General features: G+C 63.2%; 14 protein-coding genes and 1 pseudogene. 11 read left to right on the forward strand and 4 right to left on the reverse strand.

The genetic code is table 11. The annotated features are described in order from the left end of the window. Positions 1-37: 37 nt before the first annotated feature. From DNK10_RS12860 to DNK10_RS12880, 5 genes are all read left to right on the forward strand, one after another. Positions 38-1,786: a sensor histidine kinase gene (locus DNK10_RS12860; protein WP_131191828.1), complete on the forward strand. Its 1,749-nt coding sequence runs from the start codon at positions 38-40 to the stop codon at positions 1,784-1,786. Between the two features lie 75 nt (positions 1,787-1,861). After that, positions 1,862-3,205, forward strand: coding sequence for a sigma-54-dependent transcriptional regulator (locus DNK10_RS12865; protein ID WP_131191829.1), 1,344 nt, complete (start codon positions 1,862-1,864; stop codon positions 3,203-3,205). Between the two features lie 565 nt (positions 3,206-3,770). Further along, positions 3,771-4,727: a TAXI family TRAP transporter solute-binding subunit gene (locus DNK10_RS12870; RefSeq protein ID WP_131179320.1), complete on the forward strand. Its 957-nt coding sequence runs from the start codon at positions 3,771-3,773 to the stop codon at positions 4,725-4,727. 140 nt (positions 4,728-4,867) lie between these two features. Next, the gene (locus DNK10_RS12875; protein WP_131191830.1) at positions 4,868-6,895 is read left to right on the forward strand and encodes a TRAP transporter permease; all 2,028 of its coding nucleotides are present in this window, start codon (positions 4,868-4,870) and stop codon (positions 6,893-6,895) included. Next, the gene (locus DNK10_RS12880; RefSeq protein ID WP_131179318.1) at positions 6,892-7,281 is read left to right on the forward strand and encodes a DUF1850 domain-containing protein; all 390 of its coding nucleotides are present in this window, start codon (positions 6,892-6,894) and stop codon (positions 7,279-7,281) included. The genes DNK10_RS12875 and DNK10_RS12880 overlap by 4 nt, the downstream gene beginning before the upstream one ends. Before the next feature lie 133 nt (positions 7,282-7,414). On the opposite strand, the gene DNK10_RS12885 is transcribed toward DNK10_RS12880, so the two are convergent. Further along, positions 7,415-8,128, reverse strand: coding sequence for a murein L,D-transpeptidase catalytic domain family protein (locus DNK10_RS12885; RefSeq protein ID WP_131179317.1), 714 nt, complete (start codon positions 8,126-8,128; stop codon positions 7,415-7,417). Between the two features lie 152 nt (positions 8,129-8,280). On the opposite strand from DNK10_RS12885, the gene DNK10_RS12890 reads away from it, so the two are divergent. Next, the gene (locus DNK10_RS12890) at positions 8,281-9,894 is read left to right on the forward strand and encodes a L,D-transpeptidase family protein (protein WP_131191831.1); all 1,614 of its coding nucleotides are present in this window, start codon (positions 8,281-8,283) and stop codon (positions 9,892-9,894) included. A gap of 214 nt (positions 9,895-10,108) precedes the next feature. Here DNK10_RS12890 and DNK10_RS12895 read toward each other — a convergent pair whose 3' ends face one another. Then, positions 10,109-10,780: a GntR family transcriptional regulator gene (locus DNK10_RS12895; RefSeq protein WP_131179315.1), complete on the reverse strand. Its 672-nt coding sequence runs from the start codon at positions 10,778-10,780 to the stop codon at positions 10,109-10,111. Positions 10,781-10,828: 48 nt separating this feature from the next. Next, complete coding sequence (locus DNK10_RS12900; protein ID WP_131179467.1) at positions 10,829-11,779, reverse strand: LysR family transcriptional regulator; 951 nt, start codon at positions 11,777-11,779, stop codon at positions 10,829-10,831. Positions 11,780-11,966: 187 nt separating this feature from the next. Here DNK10_RS12900 and DNK10_RS12905 point away from each other — a divergent pair, with 187 nt between their 5' ends. The 5 genes and pseudogenes from DNK10_RS12905 to DNK10_RS12925 all read left to right on the forward strand — a co-directional run bounded on the left by DNK10_RS12905 (position 11,967) and on the right by DNK10_RS12925 (position 18,232). Further along, positions 11,967-13,382, forward strand: a complete 1,416-nt coding sequence (locus tag DNK10_RS12905) for an acetyl-CoA carboxylase biotin carboxylase subunit (RefSeq protein WP_131179314.1) — start codon at positions 11,967-11,969, stop codon at positions 13,380-13,382. A 10-nt stretch (positions 13,383-13,392) separates the two neighbouring features. Then, positions 13,393-15,204 (forward strand): sodium-extruding oxaloacetate decarboxylase subunit alpha, encoded by a 1,812-nt coding sequence (oadA, locus tag DNK10_RS12910; protein WP_131191832.1) that lies wholly within the window; start codon positions 13,393-13,395, stop codon positions 15,202-15,204. 250 nt (positions 15,205-15,454) lie between these two features. Further along, positions 15,455-16,126, forward strand: coding sequence for a hypothetical protein (locus tag DNK10_RS12915; RefSeq protein WP_131191833.1), 672 nt, complete (start codon positions 15,455-15,457; stop codon positions 16,124-16,126). 67 nt (positions 16,127-16,193) lie between these two features. Beyond that, a pseudogene (locus tag DNK10_RS12920) lies at positions 16,194-16,409 on the forward strand (YeeE/YedE thiosulfate transporter family protein); the annotation flags it as partial. A gap of 449 nt (positions 16,410-16,858) precedes the next feature. Continuing rightward, on the forward strand, positions 16,859-18,232 hold the full coding sequence (locus tag DNK10_RS12925) for an alanine/glycine:cation symporter family protein (RefSeq protein ID WP_207389966.1): 1,374 nt from the start codon (positions 16,859-16,861) through the stop codon (positions 18,230-18,232). 277 nt (positions 18,233-18,509) lie between these two features. Here the strand turns inward: DNK10_RS12925 and DNK10_RS12930 are convergent, their stop codons facing one another. Further along, complete coding sequence (locus DNK10_RS12930; protein WP_131191834.1) at positions 18,510-20,093, reverse strand: gamma-glutamyltransferase family protein; 1,584 nt, start codon at positions 20,091-20,093, stop codon at positions 18,510-18,512. Positions 20,094-20,152 lie beyond the last annotated feature (59 nt).

The following is a 20,152-nucleotide window of genomic DNA, read 5'->3' on the forward strand; positions in this document are numbered from 1 at the left end:
GGCTAACATGCCGGCATCATAAAAATTCGAGTCGTGCATGACCGCCCTGTTTCTGCGTTATCGCATCGTCGCCATCGTGTTCTCGGTCATCTTCGGCCTGGCTGTCAGCTTGTGGCTGGCCAGCCGTTATGCCGAGCAACGGGCCTGGGAGGATCGCAGCAGCGAGGCCCACGGGCAGTTGCAGCTTTATGCGCAATCGATCCAGACGCTGGTCGACCGCTTTCGCTCGGTACCGCAACTGCTGTCCATGGACAGCGACATCCAGGCGCTGCTGCAGGCGCCGAACGATCCGCAGTTGCGCGACAAACTCAATCGTCGCCTCGAACTGCTCAACGCCGCCGCCGGCGCCAGCGTGCTGTACCTGATCGACCGTCAGGGCCTGACCCTGGCGGCCAGCAACTGGAACGAGTGGAGCAGTTTCGTTGGTAGCAACTACGGTTTCCGCCCCTATTTTCAGGACGCTCTGCACCGTACTTCGGGTCGCTATTTCGCGGTCGGGGTGACCACCGGCGTGCCGGGCTACTTCCTGTCACATGCGGTGTACGACGATAACGGCGCGGTGACTGGCGTGCTGGTGGTCAAGCTCGAGCTGGAGGAGCTGCAGCGTGAATGGGTCGGCCAACCCGGCGTGCTACTGGTGGCCGACAGTTACGGCGTGGTAATTCTCAGCAGCCGACCGGCCTGGCGTTTTCGTGCCCTGGAGGAGCTGGACGAGCTCGATCAAGCCGAGCTCGTGGAGGTGCGCAAGTATGCCGAACGCCCTCTTGAGTTGTTAGCCAAGGAGCCGGGGCGCTATTTCGAAGGGAATGCCGACTGGATGATCATTGACGGCCCCGATGGCCGGCACAGTTACCTGTGGCAGCGCCAGGAACTGGCCAGCGAGGCCTGGACGTTGCACCTGCTGATCGAGGAAAACAGCCTGGGCGACACGGCGCGCAGCTATCGCCTGGCCGCAGCTGGCGTATGGCTGACCCTGGTGTTCCTGGTGCTGTTCCTGCTGCAACGCCGCAAGAACCAGCGGCTGCAGGCGAGCATCCGCGAGAACCTCGAACGCGAGGTGACACTGCGCACCGCCGAACTGCGCGAGGCACAGGAGGGGCTGGTGCATGCGGCGAAGATGGCGGCACTGGGGCAGATGTCGGCAGCCATGGCCCATGAAATCAATCAACCGCTGACGGCCATCCAGATGCACCTCGGCAGCCTCGGGCTGCTGCTCGACAACGGTCGCGAACGCGAGGTGCGCGAAGGCCTGATCCGCATCGACGGCCTGTTGCAGCGCATGGCCAGCCTGACCAGCCACTTGAAGAGCTTCGCTCGCAAAAGCCCGGCCGGACTCAACGAGCGCCTGCTGCTCAGCGACGTGCTGGAGCAGGCGCTGTTGCTGCTGGCGCCGCGGCTGCGCAGCGAACAGGTCGAGCTGCGCCGCGAAATCCGCAGCGAAGCGCGGGTCTACGGCGATGCCATTCGCCTGGAACAGGTGATTCTCAACCTGCTCAACAATGCCCTGGATGCCATGCTCGACAGCCCCCAACGGGTGCTCGGTGTGGTCATCGAGCTGCAGGGCGACAGCTGTCTGCTGCAGGTCAGCGACAGTGGTGGTGGTATTCTCGAGGAGCATCTGGGTAGCGTGTTCGAGCCGTTCTTCACCACCAAACCGGTGGGCGAGGGCCTGGGGCTGGGGCTGGCGATTTCCTACGGCATCGTGCGCGATCTGGGTGGCAACCTGGAGGTGCGCAATGGTCGCGAAGGCGCGGTATTCACCCTGCGCCTGCAGCGTGCCGGATGATGAGGAGGTTCGCCAACTTTGTGCCATCGCGCCAAGGGCCTGGCGGTACACTGCGCGTTCGAATCAGGAGGTGATATGGGCGGTCAGGTAATCGTCGTCGATGATGAAGCAGCGATCCGCGAGGCGGCGCAGCAATGGCTGGAGCTGTCCGGCTTCAGCGTGCACGCCTGTGCCAATGCCGCCCAGGCGCTGGCGCTGGTCGACGTCGACTTTCCCGGCGTATTGATCAGCGATGTGCGCATGCCCGGCACCGATGGTTTGCAACTGCTGAGCAGGGTGGTCGAACTCGACCGCGATCTGCCGGTAATCATGATCACCGGGCACGGCGATGTGCCGATGGCCGTACAGGCGCTCAAGCAGGGCGCCTACGATTTCATCGAAAAACCCTTCACCCCGGATCGCCTGCTCGACACCGTACGCCGTGCCCTGGAAAAACGCCGCCTGGTCTGCGAGAACCGCGCCCTGCGTCAGCAATTCGCCCTCAAGGACGGAATCGCCGCGCAATTGCTTGGTGTGTCGCGATCCATGGTGCGTTTGCGCCGGCAGATTCTCGACCTGGCCGGCACTTCGGTGAACGTGCTGATTCGCGGCGAGACCGGTTCCGGCAAGGAGCGCGTGGCGCGCTGCCTGCACGATTTCAGCGAGCGCGCCGACAAGCCGTTCGTGGCCCTCAACTGCGCAGCGATTCCCGAGCACCTGTTCGAGAGCGAACTGTTCGGCCATGAAAGCGGCGCCTTCACTGGCGCCCAGAGCAAGCGTATCGGCCGTATCGAGCATGCCGACGGCGGCACCCTGTTTCTCGACGAAGTGGAAAGCCTGCCGCTGGCCCAGCAGGTCAAGCTGCTGCGTGTACTGCAGGAAAAGACCCTGGAGCGCTTGGGCTCCAACCGCAGCATCCGCGTCGACCTGCGGGTGATCAGCGCGGTGAAGCCGGACTTGCTCGACGAGGTGCGTGCCGGGCGTTTCCGGGAAGACCTGCTCTATCGGCTGAATGTCGCCACCTTGCAGATTCCCGCGTTGCGTGAGCGCCGCGAGGATATTTCGCTGCTGTTCGAACACTTCGCCGAGGAGGCCGCGCAGCGCCATGGCCGCAGTTTCGAACCCCTCACGCCAGCCGAGCTGGCCGGCCTGCTCGGCCATGAGTGGCCGGGTAACGTACGCGAGCTGATCAACGCCGCCGAACGCCATGCCCTGGGCCTGAGCGGCGCGACGCAGGAAGAGGGCAGCCAGTCTCTCGCCGGACAGATGGAAGCCTTCGAGGCGCAGTGTCTGCACAACGCCTTGCTGCGCTGCCGCGGCAGTATCCTGCAGACCATGGAACTACTGCAGGTGCCGCGCCGTACCCTCAATGAAAAGATGCATCGCCACGGCCTGCAGCGCAGTACCTATCGGCCGGCGGGTAGCAACGACGAGGATTGAATCTCGCCTGAGGGCCTGTTCGCCATTGCGATGTTAATGACCGGGACAAGGCGTAAGCGGCTTGTCGGGTGGACGACGCTTTCCTACGCGGCCCGATCCGTCCACCGCTCTGCGATCGCGATGGTGGATGAAAAGAGCGTCAGCTACGCGCCCCGATCCACCCTACGGCCGCTAACGCCTGAAAGCAGTCCGCTCATGTGCGCCCGTGAGACTTCGAATTGCATTTGGCAGACGTACAAAAACCGTGAGCGGTTGCTGAGAGAGGCGCAGTAACCCGTCGGTCTTTCTGAGCGGAATCTTGCCGGTTACCTATCCGGCAACCGGCGGGATTTTGCTGGTTTCCTTTCCGCTGAAATCCTTGGGCCGCTCTGGCATGCGGATCTTCGCTACTGGCATGACACCTGCAATGGCTCTTGGGCAACCGGCATCTGAGTCGGTGACCATAAGAAAGACAACAGGTCGTCATCTGCAGAGTATTTTTTCTCTCTCTGTTTGTCGTTCTCCGTTTTCTCTGGTCACCGATCCCGAACCGGCTCTCTGACAAGAATAATCACGGAGAAACACCATGCGACTGACCAAGCGCTTCAGCCTCTTCGCCGCCGCAGCGGCTCTCACTGCCAGCACCGCGGTGCTCGCTGCGCCCACCTTCATCAACGTGCTCACCGGCGGTACCAGTGGGGTTTACTACCCGATTGGCGTGGCCCTGTCGCAGATTTACGGCAATGGTATCGATGGCGCCAAGACGTCCGTGCAGGCGACCAAGGCCTCGGTGGAAAACCTCAATCTGCTGCAAAGCGGCCGCGGTGAGCTGGCCTTCTCCCTCGGCGATTCGGTGGACGATGCCTGGAAGGGTGTCGAGGATGCCGGCTTCAAGGCGCCGCTGACCAAGATTCGCGCCATCGCCGCCACCTACCCGAACTACATCCAGATCGTTGCCAGCAAGGAGTCCGGGATCAAGACCCTGGAAGACCTCAAGGGCAAGCGCATCTCGGTCGGCGCGCCGAAGTCCGGTACCGAACTCAATGCCCGGGCGATCTTCAAGGCTGCCGGCCTGAGCTACAAGGACATGGGTCGGGTCGAGTTCATGCCATACGCCGAGTCGGTCGAGCTGATCAAGAACCGCCAACTGGATGCCACGCTGCAGTCCTCTGGTCTGGGTATGGCCGCTATCCGTGACCTGGCGTCGATGGTGCCGATCAACTTCGTGGCCATTCCGGAAGACGTGGTGGCCAAGATCGGCAGCAGTGCCTACCAGGCGCGCGTCATTCCGGCCGGTACCTACGACGGCCAGGATCAGGATGTACCGACCGCGGCGATCATTAACATTCTGGTCAGCCATGAGGGGGTCGACGAAGAGATCGCCTACCAGATGACCAAACTGATGTTCGATAACCTGCCACGCCTGGTCAATTCGCACTCGGCGGCCAACGACATCAAGTTGGAAACCGCTACCGAAGGTCTGCCGATCCCCCTGCATCCGGGTGCCGAGCGTTTCTACAAGGAAGCCGGCGTACTCAAGTAGTCGCTGTCGCCAGGCTCGCTCGATAGCCAGCCTGGCGCGTTTGTCGATTCGCCGAGTGGGTATCTGTCATCGACGGATGGCACGTCTCCACTCGCAGTCCGATTCTCCGCCCTTTGGGCGTCAGTGAAGGTGTGACCAGCATGAGTGAACATCAGGGGCTGAGCGCCAGCCCGAGCGAATGGCCGAAGGCGTTGTTCTACACCGCCTTGCTGTTCTCCACTTACCAGATCATCACGGCGGCCTTCCATCCGGTGTCCAGTCAGGTGCTGCGCGCCGGTCACATCGGCTTTCTGCTGCTGATGGTATTTCTCTGCTATCCCTCACGTGGCAACGGTCGCCCCTGGCAACCGCTGGCCTGGCTGCTGGGTCTTGCCGGGATGGCCACATTCGCCTATCAGTGGTATTTCGAAGCTGACCTGATTCAGCGCTCCGGTGATCTGAGCGCGGCTGATATGGTGGTGGGCGTTGCGCTGACGGTGTTGATCTTCGAGGCGGCCCGGCGGGTGATGGGCATCGCTTTACCGCTGATCTGCGGGCTGTTCCTGCTCTACGGCCTATTCGGCGAATACCTGCCGGGCGATCTGGCACACCGGGGCTACGGCTTCGATCAGATCATCAACCAGCTGTCGTTCGGCACCGAAGGATTCTACGGTACGCCTACCTATGTATCGGCGACCTACATCTTTCTGTTCATTCTGTTCGGTGCATTCCTCGAGCAAGCGGGGATGATCAAACTGTTCACCGACTTCGCCATGGGTTTGTTCGGTCACAAGCTCGGTGGTCCGGCCAAGGTCTCGGTCGTTTCGTCGGCACTGATGGGCACCATCACCGGTTCTGGCGTGGCCAACGTGGTCACCACCGGGCAGTTCACCATCCCGCTGATGAAGCGCTTCGGTTACCGGCCGGCATTCGCGGGCGCTGTAGAGGCCACGGCGAGCATGGGTAGCCAGATCATGCCGCCAGTGATGGGGGCTGTGGCCTTCATCATGGCCGAAACCATCAACGTACCTTACGTGGAAGTCGCCAAGGCTGCGCTGATCCCTGCGATGTTGTATTTCGGCGCGGTTTTCTGGATGGTGCATCTGGAAGCCAAGAGCGCCAACTTGCGCGGACTGCCGAAAGATCAGTGTCCCAGCGCCTGGGCCGCGGTCAAGCAACGCTGGTTCCTGCTGATACCGCTACTGGTCTTGGTATACCTGCTGTTCTCCGGGCGTACGCCAATGTTCTCGGGCACTGTCGGCCTCGCGCTCACAGCTATCGTGATCCTTGGCTCGGCGATCATCCTCAAGGTGTCGTCCAAAGTGATGCGCATGGTCTTCTGGATTGCGTTGGGGATTCTCTGCGCTGGTTTCTTCCAGTTGGGCATCGGCGTGGTGTTCGGGGTGATCGGCGCGTTGGTACTGGCATGCTGGTTCATCAAGGGCGGCCGTGAAACGCTGCAGGCGTGTTTACATGCACTGGTGGAAGGTGCTCGACATGCGATTCCTGTGGGGATCGCCTGTGCTCTGGTTGGTGTGATCATCGGTGTGGTGTCGCTGACCGGTATCGCCACCACCTTTGCCGGTTACATCCTTGCGGTCGGCCAGAACAACCTGTTTCTGTCGCTGGTGCTGACCATGGTCACCTGCCTGATCCTCGGTATGGGTATCCCGACCATTCCCAACTACATCATCACCAGCGCCATCGCCGCGCCGGCGCTGCTGGATCTGGGCGTGCCGCTGATCGTTTCGCACATGTTCGTATTCTATTTCGGCCTGATGGCCGACCTGACGCCGCCTGTGGCGCTGGCCTGTTTCGCGGCGGCACCGATCGCCAAGGAAAACGGCTTCAAGATCAGCCTGTGGGCAGTGCGTATCGCCGCCGCCGGTTTCGTCGTGCCCTTCATGGCGGTGTACGACCCGGCGCTGATGATGCAGGGCGATAGCTGGGGGGCAACGCTGTACATGTTCGTCAAGACAGTGTTTGCGGTCGGGTTGTGGGGGATGGCCGTGGTTGGCTATCTGAATATGCGCATGGCCTGGTGGGAGCGTATCTGGGCTTTCGCCGCTGGTGTCGCGCTGATCCTGGCGTTGCCGATCAGTGACGAGATCGGTTACGCGTTGGGCATCTTGCTGATCGCCCAACATGTCTGGCGTGCACGCCGTCGCGCTCAACTGGCGTCGGCTTGATCGGTCTGTGCCTGGGCCTTGCCGGGACGGTATGGGCGCAACTGCCCTTACCGTCCTTCACCCTGGCCTGGAACCACACGATCGAGAAGATCCGCTGGGAAGAGGATTACCGCGTCACCCCGGACGGGCTACTGCTCGGTGAGGCGCGGGTACGCGGCAGCGGCGCCGGCATGGAAATCCCTGACGGCGCCGTGCTGCGTGACGGCGCCTGGCATTACCAGCGCCAGTTGTCGCCCCTGCAACCGCTACGCCTCGGACGCACGCCCGAGGCTGGCGACTATCAGCTTTGCGATGCCCAAGGCTGCCAACCCTTCAGCGCGTGGCTCGGCCCGCCAACGGCGAGCCAGCCGGCGGTGGAGTTGTGGAGCTGTGAGGTAGGCAGTTGAAAGACGGTAGCGGCCTCTCGTAGGGTACACGACGCTTCACCTACGCGGCCCGACCCGTCCACCGCTCCGAAATCGCAATGGTGGACAAAAAGAGCGTTGTCCACCCTACGTCTACTCCCGCCTTTGCGGCGTCTCAGCCTTCTTTGGCGCTGACGATCCCCGCCACCAGCCCGGGCTGGCAATTGATGTACAGCGACGATTGCAGCCAGCGCTTGTCCGGGTAGTACGAAAACATGAATTGGCCGCCCTTGAGGCTGTCTACCACCATACGGGCGACTTCCGGGCGCACCGCCGGGCAGCCCTGGCTGCGGCCGATGCGGCCCTGGGTCTTGATCCAGGCCGGGTTAACGTAATCGGCGGGATGGATGACGATGGCGCGCTGGCGGGCGAGATCGTTGAAGCCCGGTTCCAGGCCGTCCATGCGCAGCGAGTAGCCGTGCTTGCCGGTGTAGCTTTCCTGGGTGCGGAACAGGCCGATGCTGGACTGGTGGCTGCCTTCGCGGTTGGAGAAGCGGGTGGCGAAATTGTCACCGGACTGCTGGCCATGGGCGACCAGGTCGTGCAGCAGCAGGCGTTTACTGGTCAGGTCGAAGATCCACAGGCGGCGTTCGCTGGAGGGCTTGGAGAAGTCGATGACCGCCAGTCGCTGTGCCGGTACGGCGCCATTATTGATGGCGCAACGCATGGCGTCGATGGCATGGTTGAGTACCTTGCGCTGCAACGCCGGGGCTTCGGCGGACAGGCTTTCCAGCAAGGGATCGGGCGCCAGGGTGGCGGCCATCACGGATGGAACGGGCAATGCCAGGCAAAGAAAGGCTAAGCAAATTCGCTGAATCGTGGTCATCATTTCAAGTCTCTGAGTTTCGGCCATCGATATGTCGAGCCTTCGCCAGGCGATGCGGGCACAACAAAGCCCGCGATTCTAACAGCCGAAATCTTCTGACCCGCGGGCGAATCCGACGGGCTGTCATTCACTTTGTCGTAATCTGGAGCGGCGTTTTGTTTTCTCCCCCTTCATCCGTTGCCTGGGCGTTGGCCCTGACCGCTCCTCTGGCACTGGCCGATGCCACGTCGCCCAGTCCCCTTGAGCAGCAGCTCGCCGAACCCAGCCTGACCTGTGTATCGCCCGCCCTGAACCTTACTGCCAAGGATCGCGAATGGCTGGAGCCCTTCTATCTGCTGCGTGGTGCGCAGCCGGTGTGGAGTGAGCAGAACCTGCCGGCACTGTTCGCTCAGCTGGAGAATCTGGTGGACGATGGCCTGGAGCCGCGCGCCTATCACCTGGAGCCGCTACGTGAACTGACGGCGGTCGAGAGCCCTTCGCCGCGCCTTTCGGCCTGTGTCGAGGTGCTCGCCACCACGGCCTATCTGCAGGCATTGCGTGACTTGGCCTACGGGCGGCTGGAGCAGTCCCGTGTCGAGCCGCTCTGGGAGCCCGAGAGCATGGCCGTGCAGCAGAGCCAGGCGCCCTTGCTGGCGATCGCTCAGGCGGGGCTGACGGATCCGGCACAGGCCTTCGAGCAGGCGCGCCCGGATTTCAGCCCCTATCGCGCGCTGCGCCAGCGCTATGCCGAGCTGCGCCGCCAGGAACTGCCGCAATGGCTGGCGATTCCGGGCGGAACACTGTTGCGCCCTGGCGCGGTGGACGGGCGGGTGCCGCTGCTGGAGCAGCGACTGCAATTGCATGGCGATCTGTCCCAGGGTGCGCCGGCGCTTGTCGCCGAGGAAACCTCGGTATACACGACGGCGCTGGTCGAAGCGGTCAAGGCGTTCCAGCGCAACCATCTGCTCAAGCCCGACGGCATTGTCGGCCCCGGTACGCTGGCCGAACTGAACCGCTCGGCCAGTGAGCGCATGGATCAGATTCGCATCAACCTGGAGCGTCTGCGCTGGTTGTCCCACGAGATCGAGCCGACCAGCGTGCTGATCGACGTCGCTGGCGCCGAAGTGATGTTCCTGCGCGATAACGCCGTCGTCTGGCAGGCACGTACTCAGGTCGGGCGTCCCGCGCGGCCGACACCGCTGCTGCGCTCGCGTATCACCCACCTGACCCTGAACCCGACCTGGACGATTCCGCCGACCATCCTGCGCGAAGACAAGCTGCCGGAACTGCGCCGCGATGCGGCCGGCTACCTGGCGGCCAACCATATGCGAGTGATCGACTATGAGGGAAATACGGTCGACCCGCGCAGCGTCGACTGGGAACGCCCCGGTCGTGTGATGATCCGTCAGGAGGCCGGGGCGCACAGCCCGCTCGGCAAGGTGGCGATCCGCTTTCCCAATCCCTTCTCGGTGTACCTGCACGACACGCCGAGCCAGCGCCTGTTCGACAACCTGCCACGGTTGTTCAGCTCGGGTTGCGTACGCATCGAGCGGGTAACCGAACTGGTCGATCAGCTACTCGCCGAAGCTACACCCAGCGAGCGTGCGCGTATCGCCAGGCAGTGGGAAAGTGGTCGCACGCTGCGCGCCGATCTGCCGCGACCGGTGCCGATCCTCATGGCCTACTGGACGGCGCAGGTTGGCGGTGACGGGCAACTGCAGTTCCGCCCGGATATCTATGGCCACGATGCCCGCCTGCTGAAGGCGCTGGATGCCTCCAACCGGATCTAGGATGGCAGTTAGAAGGAGTAAGCAGCCGGTCGGTGACCCGCGTTGAACCATGGATCACGGCCTTCTGCAACCGCGATGGTGGATGAGAAGAGCGTCATCCACCCTACACGTCGAGCAGAACGTAGGTTGGATTAGCGAAGCGTAATCCGACATTTGCACGGCACATCCGATACAAATTTTGACCGGCCGCTTGCGCCTTTTTGTAGCCTGCCCTTCAACGGTGTTCGGGCAGCTGCTCGAACAGGCTGCGGCACACGCCGATGATGTGCTGGTCGAGCAGGGTGACCGCACGTTCGACATCCTGGCTGCGGCAGGCGGCGATGATCTCGCGGTGCTCGCGGTCGGCGCGATCCTTGCCCTCTGACAGACTCATCTGCATGCGCAGATAACGTTCCAGCTTGTCGTGGATGGAGCGGATCAGGTTCACCAGAAACGGTCGCTGTGCCGGCTCGTACAGGCAGGCATGCAGTTGCCAGTTCAGTTCGGCCCAGCGGCCGATGTTGTCTTCGCCGATGAACTCCTCGCAGATGCGTTCGGCACGGGCGAAGGTTTCCTCGGTCATATTGGGAATGGCCAGGCGCAGCACCTTGTCCTCGAGGAGGATGCGCACCTCGAACATCTGCGCCAGTTCCGGCTCGGAAATACGCGTGACCACCGCCCCCTTGTTGCGCTGGAACACCACCAGCCCCTCGGCCTCCAGGCGCTTGAGCGCCTCGCGCACGGGAATCTTGCTGACGTTGAACAGTTTGGCGATGTCGTCCTGGCGCACCGGTTCGTCTTCGGCGAAATGCCCGGAGACGATGGCGTCGCGCAGGTGCTTGGTGATCACCTCCGAAGCAGACGGAGCGATACCCAGGTTGGGTGCATTGAATCGAGGTAGAGGCACGCGGCGGCACCGAATGGAGGAAGGTTTTGGATATCATATACGAAATTGTCAGGGCAGATTCGTCACGCTGCTGAAATGCTCGGCGAGGGCGCCGATCTGCGTGCGCTGGTTGCGCACGAAAGCGAAGAACGCCTGTGCCACCGGCGACAGGTATTTGCCTCGCGGATGCACCACGCACCAGCTGCGCAGCAGCGGCAGTTCGACCACCGGCAGCTCGCGCAGTACCCCCAGTTGCAATTCGCGACGTACTGCATGGCGCGGCAGCAGCGCCAAACCCAGTCCGGCGATCACTCCTTCGCGTTGCCCTTCCATGGAGCCGACTTCCTGCAGCTGGGCGAAATGCGCGCGTTTCTGATGGCAATATTCTTCGCAGGCCCGCCGCGTGCCGGAGCCGGGCTCGCGTACCAGCAATGGCCAGGCGCACAGATCCTGCAACTGCAGCGTGGTCTGCGCGCATAGCGGATGATCGGGTGGTGCCACGGCGATGATCGGATTGTTGAGAAAGGGCAGAAACTCCAGAGGCATATCCGCCGGTACCTGGGACATGATCAGCAGGTCGTCGCGGTTGGCGCTCAGGCGCCTGACCGCCTGCGCGTGATTGACCACCGTCAGTTGCAGGCTGACCTCCGGGTGTTCGCGGCGAAAGGCGGCGAACAGGTGGGGCATGAAGTATTTGGCGCTGGACTCGATCGCCAGGCTCAACTGGCCCTGCAGCGAACCCTGCAGATCCGCCAGTTGCATGTCCAGGCTCTCCAGGCGGCCGAAGATGTCGGCGCTGGCGCGCTGCAGCGCTTCGGCGGCTTCGGTCAGGTACAGCTTCTTGCCCACGTAGTCGAACAGCGGCTGGCCAAGCAGCTCTTCAAGCTGGCGAATCTGCAGGCTGACCGCCGGCTGGGTCAGGGACATTTCCTCGGCGGCGCGGCTGTACGAACGGTTGTCGCATACCGAGCGGAATACCTGAAGCTGACGAAATGTCATGCGCAGCAATGACTTACGAATTTCATTCACCTCTTTCGCGATGGATTTTCGTCAAGCATAAGCTTTTACTAATGCCTAACCCAATAATTATTGATTTTGGTTAATCCATTAGCGGGCGTAGGGTGAAGCGCAAGGCCGAGAGGACGTACCGCGGCCATACGCCGACCCGCTTCGGGTCGCCTGTTCACGTGATCGAGGATGCTGGCTCGTGATCAAGAAAATCCTGATAGCCAACCGTGGCGAGATCGCCGTGCGCATCGTGCGAGCCTGCGCCGAGATGGGCATTCGTTCGGTGGCCATCTATTCGGACGCCGACCGCCAGGCCCTGCACGTCAAGCGCGCCGACGAGGCCTATGGCATCGGCGACGATCCCCTGGCCGGCTACCTCAACCCGCGCAAGCTGGTGAACCTGGCTGTGGAAACCGGCTGCGACGCGCTGCACCCCGGTTATGGCTTTCTCTCCGAGAACGCCGAACTGGCGGAAATATGCGCCGCCCGCGGCATCAAGTTCATCGGCCCGAGTGCCGAGGTGATCCGCCGCATGGGCGACAAGACCGAAGCCCGCCGCAGCATGATCAAGGCCGGTGTGCCGGTAACGCCGGGCACCGAGGGAAATGTTGCGGGTATCGAGGAGGCGCTGCTCGAAGGCGAGCGTATCGGTTATCCGGTGATGCTCAAGGCGACCTCCGGTGGCGGTGGCCGCGGCATCCGGCGCTGCAACAGCCGTGAGGAACTGGAACAGGCGTTCCCGCGGGTGATTTCCGAGGCGACCAAGGCCTTCGGTTCGGCCGAGGTGTTTCTCGAGAAGTGCATCGTCAACCCCAAGCACATCGAGGCGCAGATCCTCGCCGACAGCCACGGCAATACCGTGCACCTGTACGAGCGCGACTGCTCGATCCAGCGGCGCAACCAGAAGCTCATCGAGATCGCGCCCAGCCCGCAACTGACGCCCGAGCAGCGCGCCTACATCGGCGACCTGGCCGTGCGCGCCGCCCAGGCGGTGGGCTACGAGAATGCCGGTACCGTGGAGTTCCTGCTCGCCGAGGGCGAGGTGTACTTCATGGAGATGAATACCCGGGTGCAGGTGGAGCACACCATCACCGAGGAAATCACTGGCATCGACATCGTTCGCGAGCAGATCCGCATTGCCTCGGGCCTGCCGCTGTCGGTCAAGCAGGAAGACATCCAGTATCGCGGTTTCGCCCTGCAGTTCCGCATCAATGCCGAGGATCCGCGCAACAACTTCCTGCCATCGTTCGGCAAGATCACCCGCTACTACGCGCCCGGCGGGCCTGGTGTGCGCACCGATACGGCGATCTACACCGGCTACACCATCCCGCCGTACTACGATTCCATGTGTCTGAAGCTGATCGTCTGGGCGCTGACCTGGGAAGAAGCCCTGGCCCGTGGCTCTCGTGCGCTGGACGACATGCGCGTGCAGGGCGTGAAGACCACCGCCACCTACTACCAGCAGATTCTCGCCAACGACGAATTTCGCAGTGGGCGCTTCAACACCAGCTTCGTCGATAACCATCCCGAGCTGCTGAACTACTCGATCAAACGCAAGCCGGGCGAACTGGCCCTGGCCATCGCCGCCGCCATCGCCGCCCATGCCGGCCTGTGAGGAACGCACCATGACAAGAAAGATCACGGTTACCGACACCATCCTGCGCGACGCCCACCAGTCACTGCTGGCCACACGCATGCGCACCGAAGACATGTTGCCGATCTGCGAAAAGCTCGACCGGGTCGGCTACTGGTCGCTGGAAGTGTGGGGCGGCGCGACCTTCGACGCCTGCGTGCGTTTCCTCAAGGAAGACCCGTGGGAGCGTCTGCGCGAGCTGCGTGCGGCGTTGCCCAACACCCGCCTGCAGATGCTCCTGCGCGGGCAGAACCTGCTCGGCTACCGGCACTACAGCGATGATGTGGTCAGCGCTTTCGTCGCCAAGGCGGCGGAGAACGGTATCGACGTGTTCCGCATCTTCGACGCCATGAACGACGTGCGTAACCTGCGCGTCGCCATCGAGGCGGTGAAGGCTGCCGGCAAGCACGCCCAGGGCACCATCGCCTATACCACCAGCCCGGTGCACACCATCGAGGCCTTCGTCGCCCAGGGTAAGGCCATGCAGGCCATGGGTATCGACTCCATCGCCATCAAGGACATGGCCGGTCTGCTCACGCCTTACGCCACGGCCGATCTGGTCAAGGCGCTGAAAGCCGAGATCGATCTGCCGGTATTTATCCACAGCCACGACACGGCGGGTCTGGGTTCGATGTGTCAGCTCAAGGCCATCGAGGCGGGCGCCGACCATATCGACACGGCCATATCCAGCTTCGCATGGGGCACCAGTCATCCCGGTACCGAGTCGATGGTCGCCGCGCTCAAGGGCAGCGAATACGACACCGGCCTGGATCTTTCGCTGATCCAGGAGATCGGCATGTACTTCCACGCGGTGCGCAAGAAGTACCACCAGTTCGAAAGCGAATTCACCGCGGTCGACACCCGGGTACAGGTCAACCAGGTGCCCGGCGGGATGATTTCCAACCTGGCCAACCAGCTCAAGGAGCAGGGCGCGCTGAACCGCATGAACGAAGTGCTGGCGGAGATTCCGCGGGTGCGCGAAGACCTCGGCTTCCCGCCGCTGGTCACGCCGACTTCGCAGATCGTCGGCACCCAGGCGTTCTTCAACGTGCTCGCTGGCGAGCGCTACAAGACCATCACCAACGAGGTGAAGCTGTATCTGCAGGGCGGTTATGGCCAGGCGCCGGGCAAGGTCAACGAGAAACTGCGCAAGCAGGCCATCGGCAACGAAGAGGTAATCGACGTGCGCCCGGCCGACCTGCTCAAGCCCGAAATGGACAAGCTGCGCGGGCAGATCGGCGCCTTGGCCAAATCCGAAGAGGATGTGCTGACCTTCGCCATGTTCCCGGACATCGGCCGCAAGTTCCTCGAAGAGCGCGAAGCCGGCAGCCTGCAGCCGGAAGTGCTGCTGCCGATTCTCGATGGCAGCGGCGTGGCGGCGGTGGGCGGTGCGGGCGTGCCGACCGAGTTCATCATCGATGTGCATGGCGAAAGCTACCGCGTGGATATCACCGGCGTCGGCGTGAAGGGCGAGGGCAAGCGGCACTTCTACCTGTCCATCGACGGCATGCCGGAAGAGGTGGTATTCGAAGCGCTCAACGACTACGTCGCCGGCGGCGGTGGAGGCAAGCGTCGCACCGCCAGCGCGCCGGGCGATGTGAGCACCAGCATGCCGGGCAATATCGTCGATGTGCTGGTCAAGGAGGGCGACACCGTCAAGGCCGGTCAGGCCGTTCTGATCACCGAGGCGATGAAGATGGAAACCGAAGTGCAGGCGCCGATCGCCGGTACCGTGAAGACGGTACACGTGGCCAAGGGCGACCGCGTCAACCCGGGTGAAGTGCTGATCGAGATCGAAGGCTGACAGCCAGCTACCGTTTACCTCTGGGAGCCGCAAGGCTCCCTTTTTTTGCCCGGCAATTGGTGCGTGCATCGCAATTTTCTGCATGCCGTCGTCCGCTTCGTCGAGGTCGCTTGCAATGTCCAGGAGGCTTTTGCACCATGCGCCGCGCGCGTGGCACGGCCACCGCGAGCATTCCCGGATAGCGGTTGGCTATCCGCCAAAAGGCGCCTGTGATCGGGTGCCGAGTCGACCTTCTCTATAAGGACATTCCATGTTGCGTCGCTGCACTCTTCTCATGCTGTTGCTCAGCCTTGTTGCCTGCTCCAACGGCCGCAAGATCGACTATGCCCATGCCTACCCGACAGTTCCCCAGGCGTTCGCCAAGACCGTCGAAGTGCAGGTGATCGATGACCGCCCCTATGTACTCTCCGGCAACAAGAAGGGCCATTTCGTGGGACTGACCCGCGGCAGCTATTACATCCCCTATGACGTCAATACCCGCTCCGGCGATCCGCTGGCGCAGGAGCTGCAGCAGTCGCTGCTGGGTGGTTTCGAACGCAAGGGCGTGGCCGCCCATGGTGTCGCTGCCGGGGTACGTCAGGCATCGTCCGCGGATGCCATGCTGCTGTCGATTCGGGTGCGCGAGTGGAAAAGCGAGCGCTTCATGGGCGTGGTGCTGACCCACGCTCTCACGGTTGAAGTGTTCGACAGCCAGGGCCAGCGCCTGGCATCGGTGCCGCTACAGGGCTCGTCCAGCGTTTATGACTTCACCGATTCCGGCAAAGCCATTCTGTCCAGCGTGTTGACCCAGCAAGGCGTACAGAAAGCCCTGAGTGGTGAGCAGATCGAGGTCGTCGAGGCGGCCGAGATCGAAGAAGGCTCGGTGCGCCGTGACCCTGCGGGTCTGTTCACTCCGCCGATGGCCCGTGACGGGGTGTTCTGAGGACACTTTGTCCCCGCGGCTCAGTTGGTTTGTGAAGGCTGGTGGGGTGGTAGGGTAGCCACTGAGGTTGCTGTGTGCAGTAATCGGTGGCCTGCTGCTCGGCTACGGTTCGCGCCTGGCCTATGGCTGCAATATCGGCGCCTACTTCAGTGGCATCGCCTCCGGCAGTCTGCACGGCTGGCTGTGGCTGGTGGCAGCGTTCATCGGTAATGGCGTGGGTGTGCGCCTGCGGCCATTCTTCTTTCCGGGCGAGCGCCGTGAGGCGAAGCTGACGGGATGCTGATGGCCAGCCGTGCAAAGCCCGCGGCGCTACTCCTTGGCGTGCTGGGGGCTTTGGTTGAGCGGCTGCCAGTCACTGTAACAACGGCGACTGCGACTTTGGGCTGATCGACTACTCCGGTGGAGCGCCGTAGCCCTGCTGACGAACGCCTGGCATAGGGCGGATAAGCGAGGTGAATGCCTGATTCAGTGCAACCCAGCAGCGAAATTTCCCGTTTTTTCGGATCCCTTCGGGAGCAAGTTGTTATAGCCTTGCTGTCCTGGCGACAATCGCCCGCGTCGCAATTGGTTGATTCGCCAAACATTTTGTTACGTCCCAGGTGATCGTAACGACACCATCTGACGTTGCACGGACGCATCTGCGTTCACTCTCTCGGTACTGGTGCTTACCAGCCCTGGCGCCGTTCCTGCCGGCCACGAGCCGCAATGGATAGAACAAAAAGGACATCCTCGATGGAACAACTTCTCGCTGTGCTTTCGGCCATCAGTGGCTTTATCTGGGGGCCATTCCTGCTCATCCCCCTGTTGCTGCTCACCGGCCTGTACCTGACCATTCGCCTGCGTGGCCTGCAGTTTCGCGTGCTCGGCCATGCCTTCTGGCTGGCCTTCGTCAAACGCAAGGAAAAGGGCGACGTACCGGGTGACGTCTCCCACTACCAGGCCCTGGCCACCTCGTTGGCGGCGACCATTGGTGTGGGCAATATCGCCGGGGTGGCCACGGCCATCGGTATCGGCGGCCCCGGCGCATTGTTCTGGATGTGGATGACCGGCCTGGTGGGCATGGCCACCAAGTACTCGGAAGCGCTGCTGGGTGTGAAGTACCGGGTCACCGATGCCAAGGGCGAGCAGAGCGGCGGGCCGATGTACTACCTGACCCGTGGCGTCGGTGGCACCCTGGGCAAGAGCCTGGGCATCGCCTTCGCGATTTTCGGCGCTATCGCCGCCTTCGGCATCGGCAACATGGTTCAGGCCAATACCGCGGCGCACCAGTTGCAGGACACCTGGGGCATTTCGCCGACCGTCAGTGGTCTGGTTCTGGCCATTGCCACGGCAGTGGTGATCATTGGCGGGATCAAGAGCATCGGCCGCTTCGCCGCGGCGGTGGTGCCGGTGATGATCGTGCTCTACATCATCAGCAACATAGCCGTGCTGGTGGTGTTCGCCGACCAGTTGCCGGCGGCGATAACCCTGGTCTTCACCGATGCCTTCAGCGGCAGTGCAGCGGCTGGTGGCTTCCTCGGCTCCAGCATTATCCTGGCGGTGCAGATGGGCGTGGCACGCGGTATCTTCTCCAACGAGTCGGGCCTGGGTACCGGCGCCATCGCTGCCGCCGCGGCCAAGACCGACAAGCCGGTGCGCCAGGCCATGGTGTCGATGACCCAGACCTTCCTCGACACCCTGGTGATGGTGACCTTCACCGCCATGGCGATCATCGTCACCGGTGCCTGGACGCAGGAAGGCCTGAAAGGCGCGCCAATGACCGCCTGGGCCCTGGAGCAGGGCCTTGGCGGCGGCTGGGGCATCTACACGGTGACCATCGGCGTGCTGGTCTACGCCTACACCACGATTCTCGGCTGGTCGTACTACGGCGAGCGCTGCATGGAGCGGCTGATGGGCCGGGTGGCGGTGATGCCGTACCGGCTGATCTTCTCGATGGTGGTATTCGTGGGTGCGGTCACTTCGCTGGAAGTGGTGTGGACCTTCTCCGATATCGCCAACGGCCTGATGGCCCTGCCCAACCTGATCGGCTTGCTGCTGCTCTCGGGCATCGTGGTCAAAGAAACCCGCGATTACATGAGCCGCAAGAACTGGAAGACCGAGGACTGATCGCCCGACATAGAGAACCAACGTAGGAGCTGCGGGGGCGCCTAGCTTTGCTGGCGATGGCGGTGGCGAAATTCACCCTCGTGTCGAGGGTGAAATCGCTTCGCCGGCAAGCCGGCTCCTACGGGGCTTTGGTATCCGTCAAAGCGTGTAGGGTGGATCACGCTTCACCGATCCACCGTTGCGGTGGACGTGAAAAGCGACGTCCACCGCAACGGGGCTGATCGGCCTTCCTATCGCGTGCCTGCAACCAACGGTCGCCTGTCTGGCGAGTCCTTTATCAAAGTCCGCAGACGCTGCCGTCGCTACGCGGGTCGGCGGCACCTTCCAGCACGCCGTTGGGATGGCGAAGCAGGGCGCCGGCATGGCCCATGGTGTCGCTGAAGGCCTCGTCCAGCACGTCCACCACATGCCCGGCCTGGCGCAGCCGTTCGACCAGCTCGGCGGGGAAGCGGTTTTCCAGCTTGAGCGTGGTGCTGACATCACCCCAGGTGCGCCCCAGTAACCAGCGTGGTGCACTGACCGCGGCCTGCAGATCGCTGCCCAGGCGGTAGCGGCTGAGGATCGCCGCCTGAGTCTGCGGCTGACCTTCACCACCCATGGTGCCGTAGCTCAGGGTGCGGCCATCGTCGAACAGCGCCAGGGCCGGGTTGAGGGTGTGGAACGGCTTGCGCCCTGGCTCCAGGCTCTGCAGCGCGGCGGGATCGAGGGAAAAGCTGATACCACGGTTCTGCCAGGCCACGCCGGTAGACGGTAGCACCACCCCGGAGCCGAATTCCCAGTACACGCTCTGGATGAAACTGACGGTACGGCCCTGGTCATCGATGCAGCCCATCCAGATGGTGTCGCCCGGCGCGGCCGGTTGCGGCCAGGGCAGCGCTTGCTGCGGATCGATGGCGGCAGCCAGGCGTTGCAGGTTGGCGATGTCGAGCAGGCTTTGTGGATCCTCCGGGACGCGGCCGGGATCGGTCACCACGCGGTCGCGGATCAGGAATGCCTGCTTGGTCGCTTCGACCAGCCCGTGCACATGGGCGAAGCCCTCGGCCTGGGTGATGCCGAGCTGTTCGAAGATGCCGAGGATCAGCAGCGAGGCCAGTCCCTGGGTTGGCGGCGGCATGTTGTACAGGGTGGCGTCCTGCAGGCGCACGCTGAGCGGCTCGACCACGCGGGCCTGATACGCCTGCAGATCGGCCAGGCGCAGCGGGCTGCCCAGGCGCTCGAGGTCGGCGGCCATGCGCGTCGCCAGCTCGCCACGGTAGAAGTCGTCCAGCCCGGCGTCGGCGAGGCGTTGCAGGGTCTCGGCCAGGGCCGGCTGGCGCAGCAGATCGCCTTCGCGAGGTGGCAGGCCGTCGTTCAGATAGACCTCGGCGAAACCGGGTACATCCTTCAGTTCGGCCAGCTTGCTCTGGGTCAGTTGCGCCTGGCTGCGGCTGACCACGATACCGCGACGGGCGTGGCCGATGGCGTCGGCCAGCAGGTCGGGCAGGGCAATGCCTGGCCCCCAGTGGGCGGTCTGCGCCAGCGCTTCGGCCCAGCCGCCGACGGTACCCGCCACGGTCAGCGCGGCCAGCGGGCCGCGGCTGGGAATCTGCGCGTGGCCGGCGTAGAAGTCGCGGTCAGCGAAGACGGCACTGCTGCCGCAGGCATCGATGGCCAGCGGCGGCTTGCCCGGCTCGTGGATCAGCCAGAAACCATCGCCGCCAATGGCGTTCATGTGTGGATAGACCACCGCGATGGTCGCCGCTGCGGCGACCATCGCTTCCACGGCGTTGCCGCCAGCCTTGAGCACGTCGCGCCCGGCCTGGGCTGCAAGATGGTGGGGAGCGACGAACAGGCCGCCCGTGGCGTGGGTGCTTTTCAGCATGGGATGTCCTTGTCGTTGTTGTGATAGCCGTGCCGATAATACCGGCGCGGCTACCAGGC

It is taken from the genome of Phytopseudomonas daroniae, from assembly GCF_004327275.1.
Lineage (GTDB): Bacteria > Pseudomonadota > Gammaproteobacteria > Pseudomonadales > Pseudomonadaceae > Aquipseudomonas > Aquipseudomonas daroniae.

What these genes read in the sequence shown, in the direction of transcription:
- oadA (WP_131191832.1), top strand. Translation starts at nt 13,393, where the DNA reads ATGACAAGAAAGATCACGGTTACCGACACCATCCTGCGCGACGCCCAC.
- DNK10_RS12870 (WP_131179320.1), top strand. Translation starts at nt 3,771, where the DNA reads ATGCGACTGACCAAGCGCTTCAGCCTCTTCGCCGCCGCAGCGGCTCTC.
- DNK10_RS12925 (WP_207389966.1), top strand. Translation starts at nt 16,859, where the DNA reads ATGGAACAACTTCTCGCTGTGCTTTCGGCCATCAGTGGCTTTATCTGG.
- DNK10_RS12865 (WP_131191829.1), top strand. Translation starts at nt 1,862, where the DNA reads ATGGGCGGTCAGGTAATCGTCGTCGATGATGAAGCAGCGATCCGCGAG.
- DNK10_RS12930 (WP_131191834.1), bottom strand. Translation starts at nt 20,093, where the DNA reads ATGCTGAAAAGCACCCACGCCACGGGCGGCCTGTTCGTCGCTCCCCAC.
- DNK10_RS12885 (WP_131179317.1), bottom strand. Translation starts at nt 8,128, where the DNA reads ATGATGACCACGATTCAGCGAATTTGCTTAGCCTTTCTTTGCCTGGCA.
- DNK10_RS12915 (WP_131191833.1), top strand. Translation starts at nt 15,455, where the DNA reads ATGTTGCGTCGCTGCACTCTTCTCATGCTGTTGCTCAGCCTTGTTGCC.
- DNK10_RS12875 (WP_131191830.1), top strand. Translation starts at nt 4,868, where the DNA reads ATGAGTGAACATCAGGGGCTGAGCGCCAGCCCGAGCGAATGGCCGAAG.
- DNK10_RS12860 (WP_131191828.1), top strand. Translation starts at nt 38, where the DNA reads ATGACCGCCCTGTTTCTGCGTTATCGCATCGTCGCCATCGTGTTCTCG.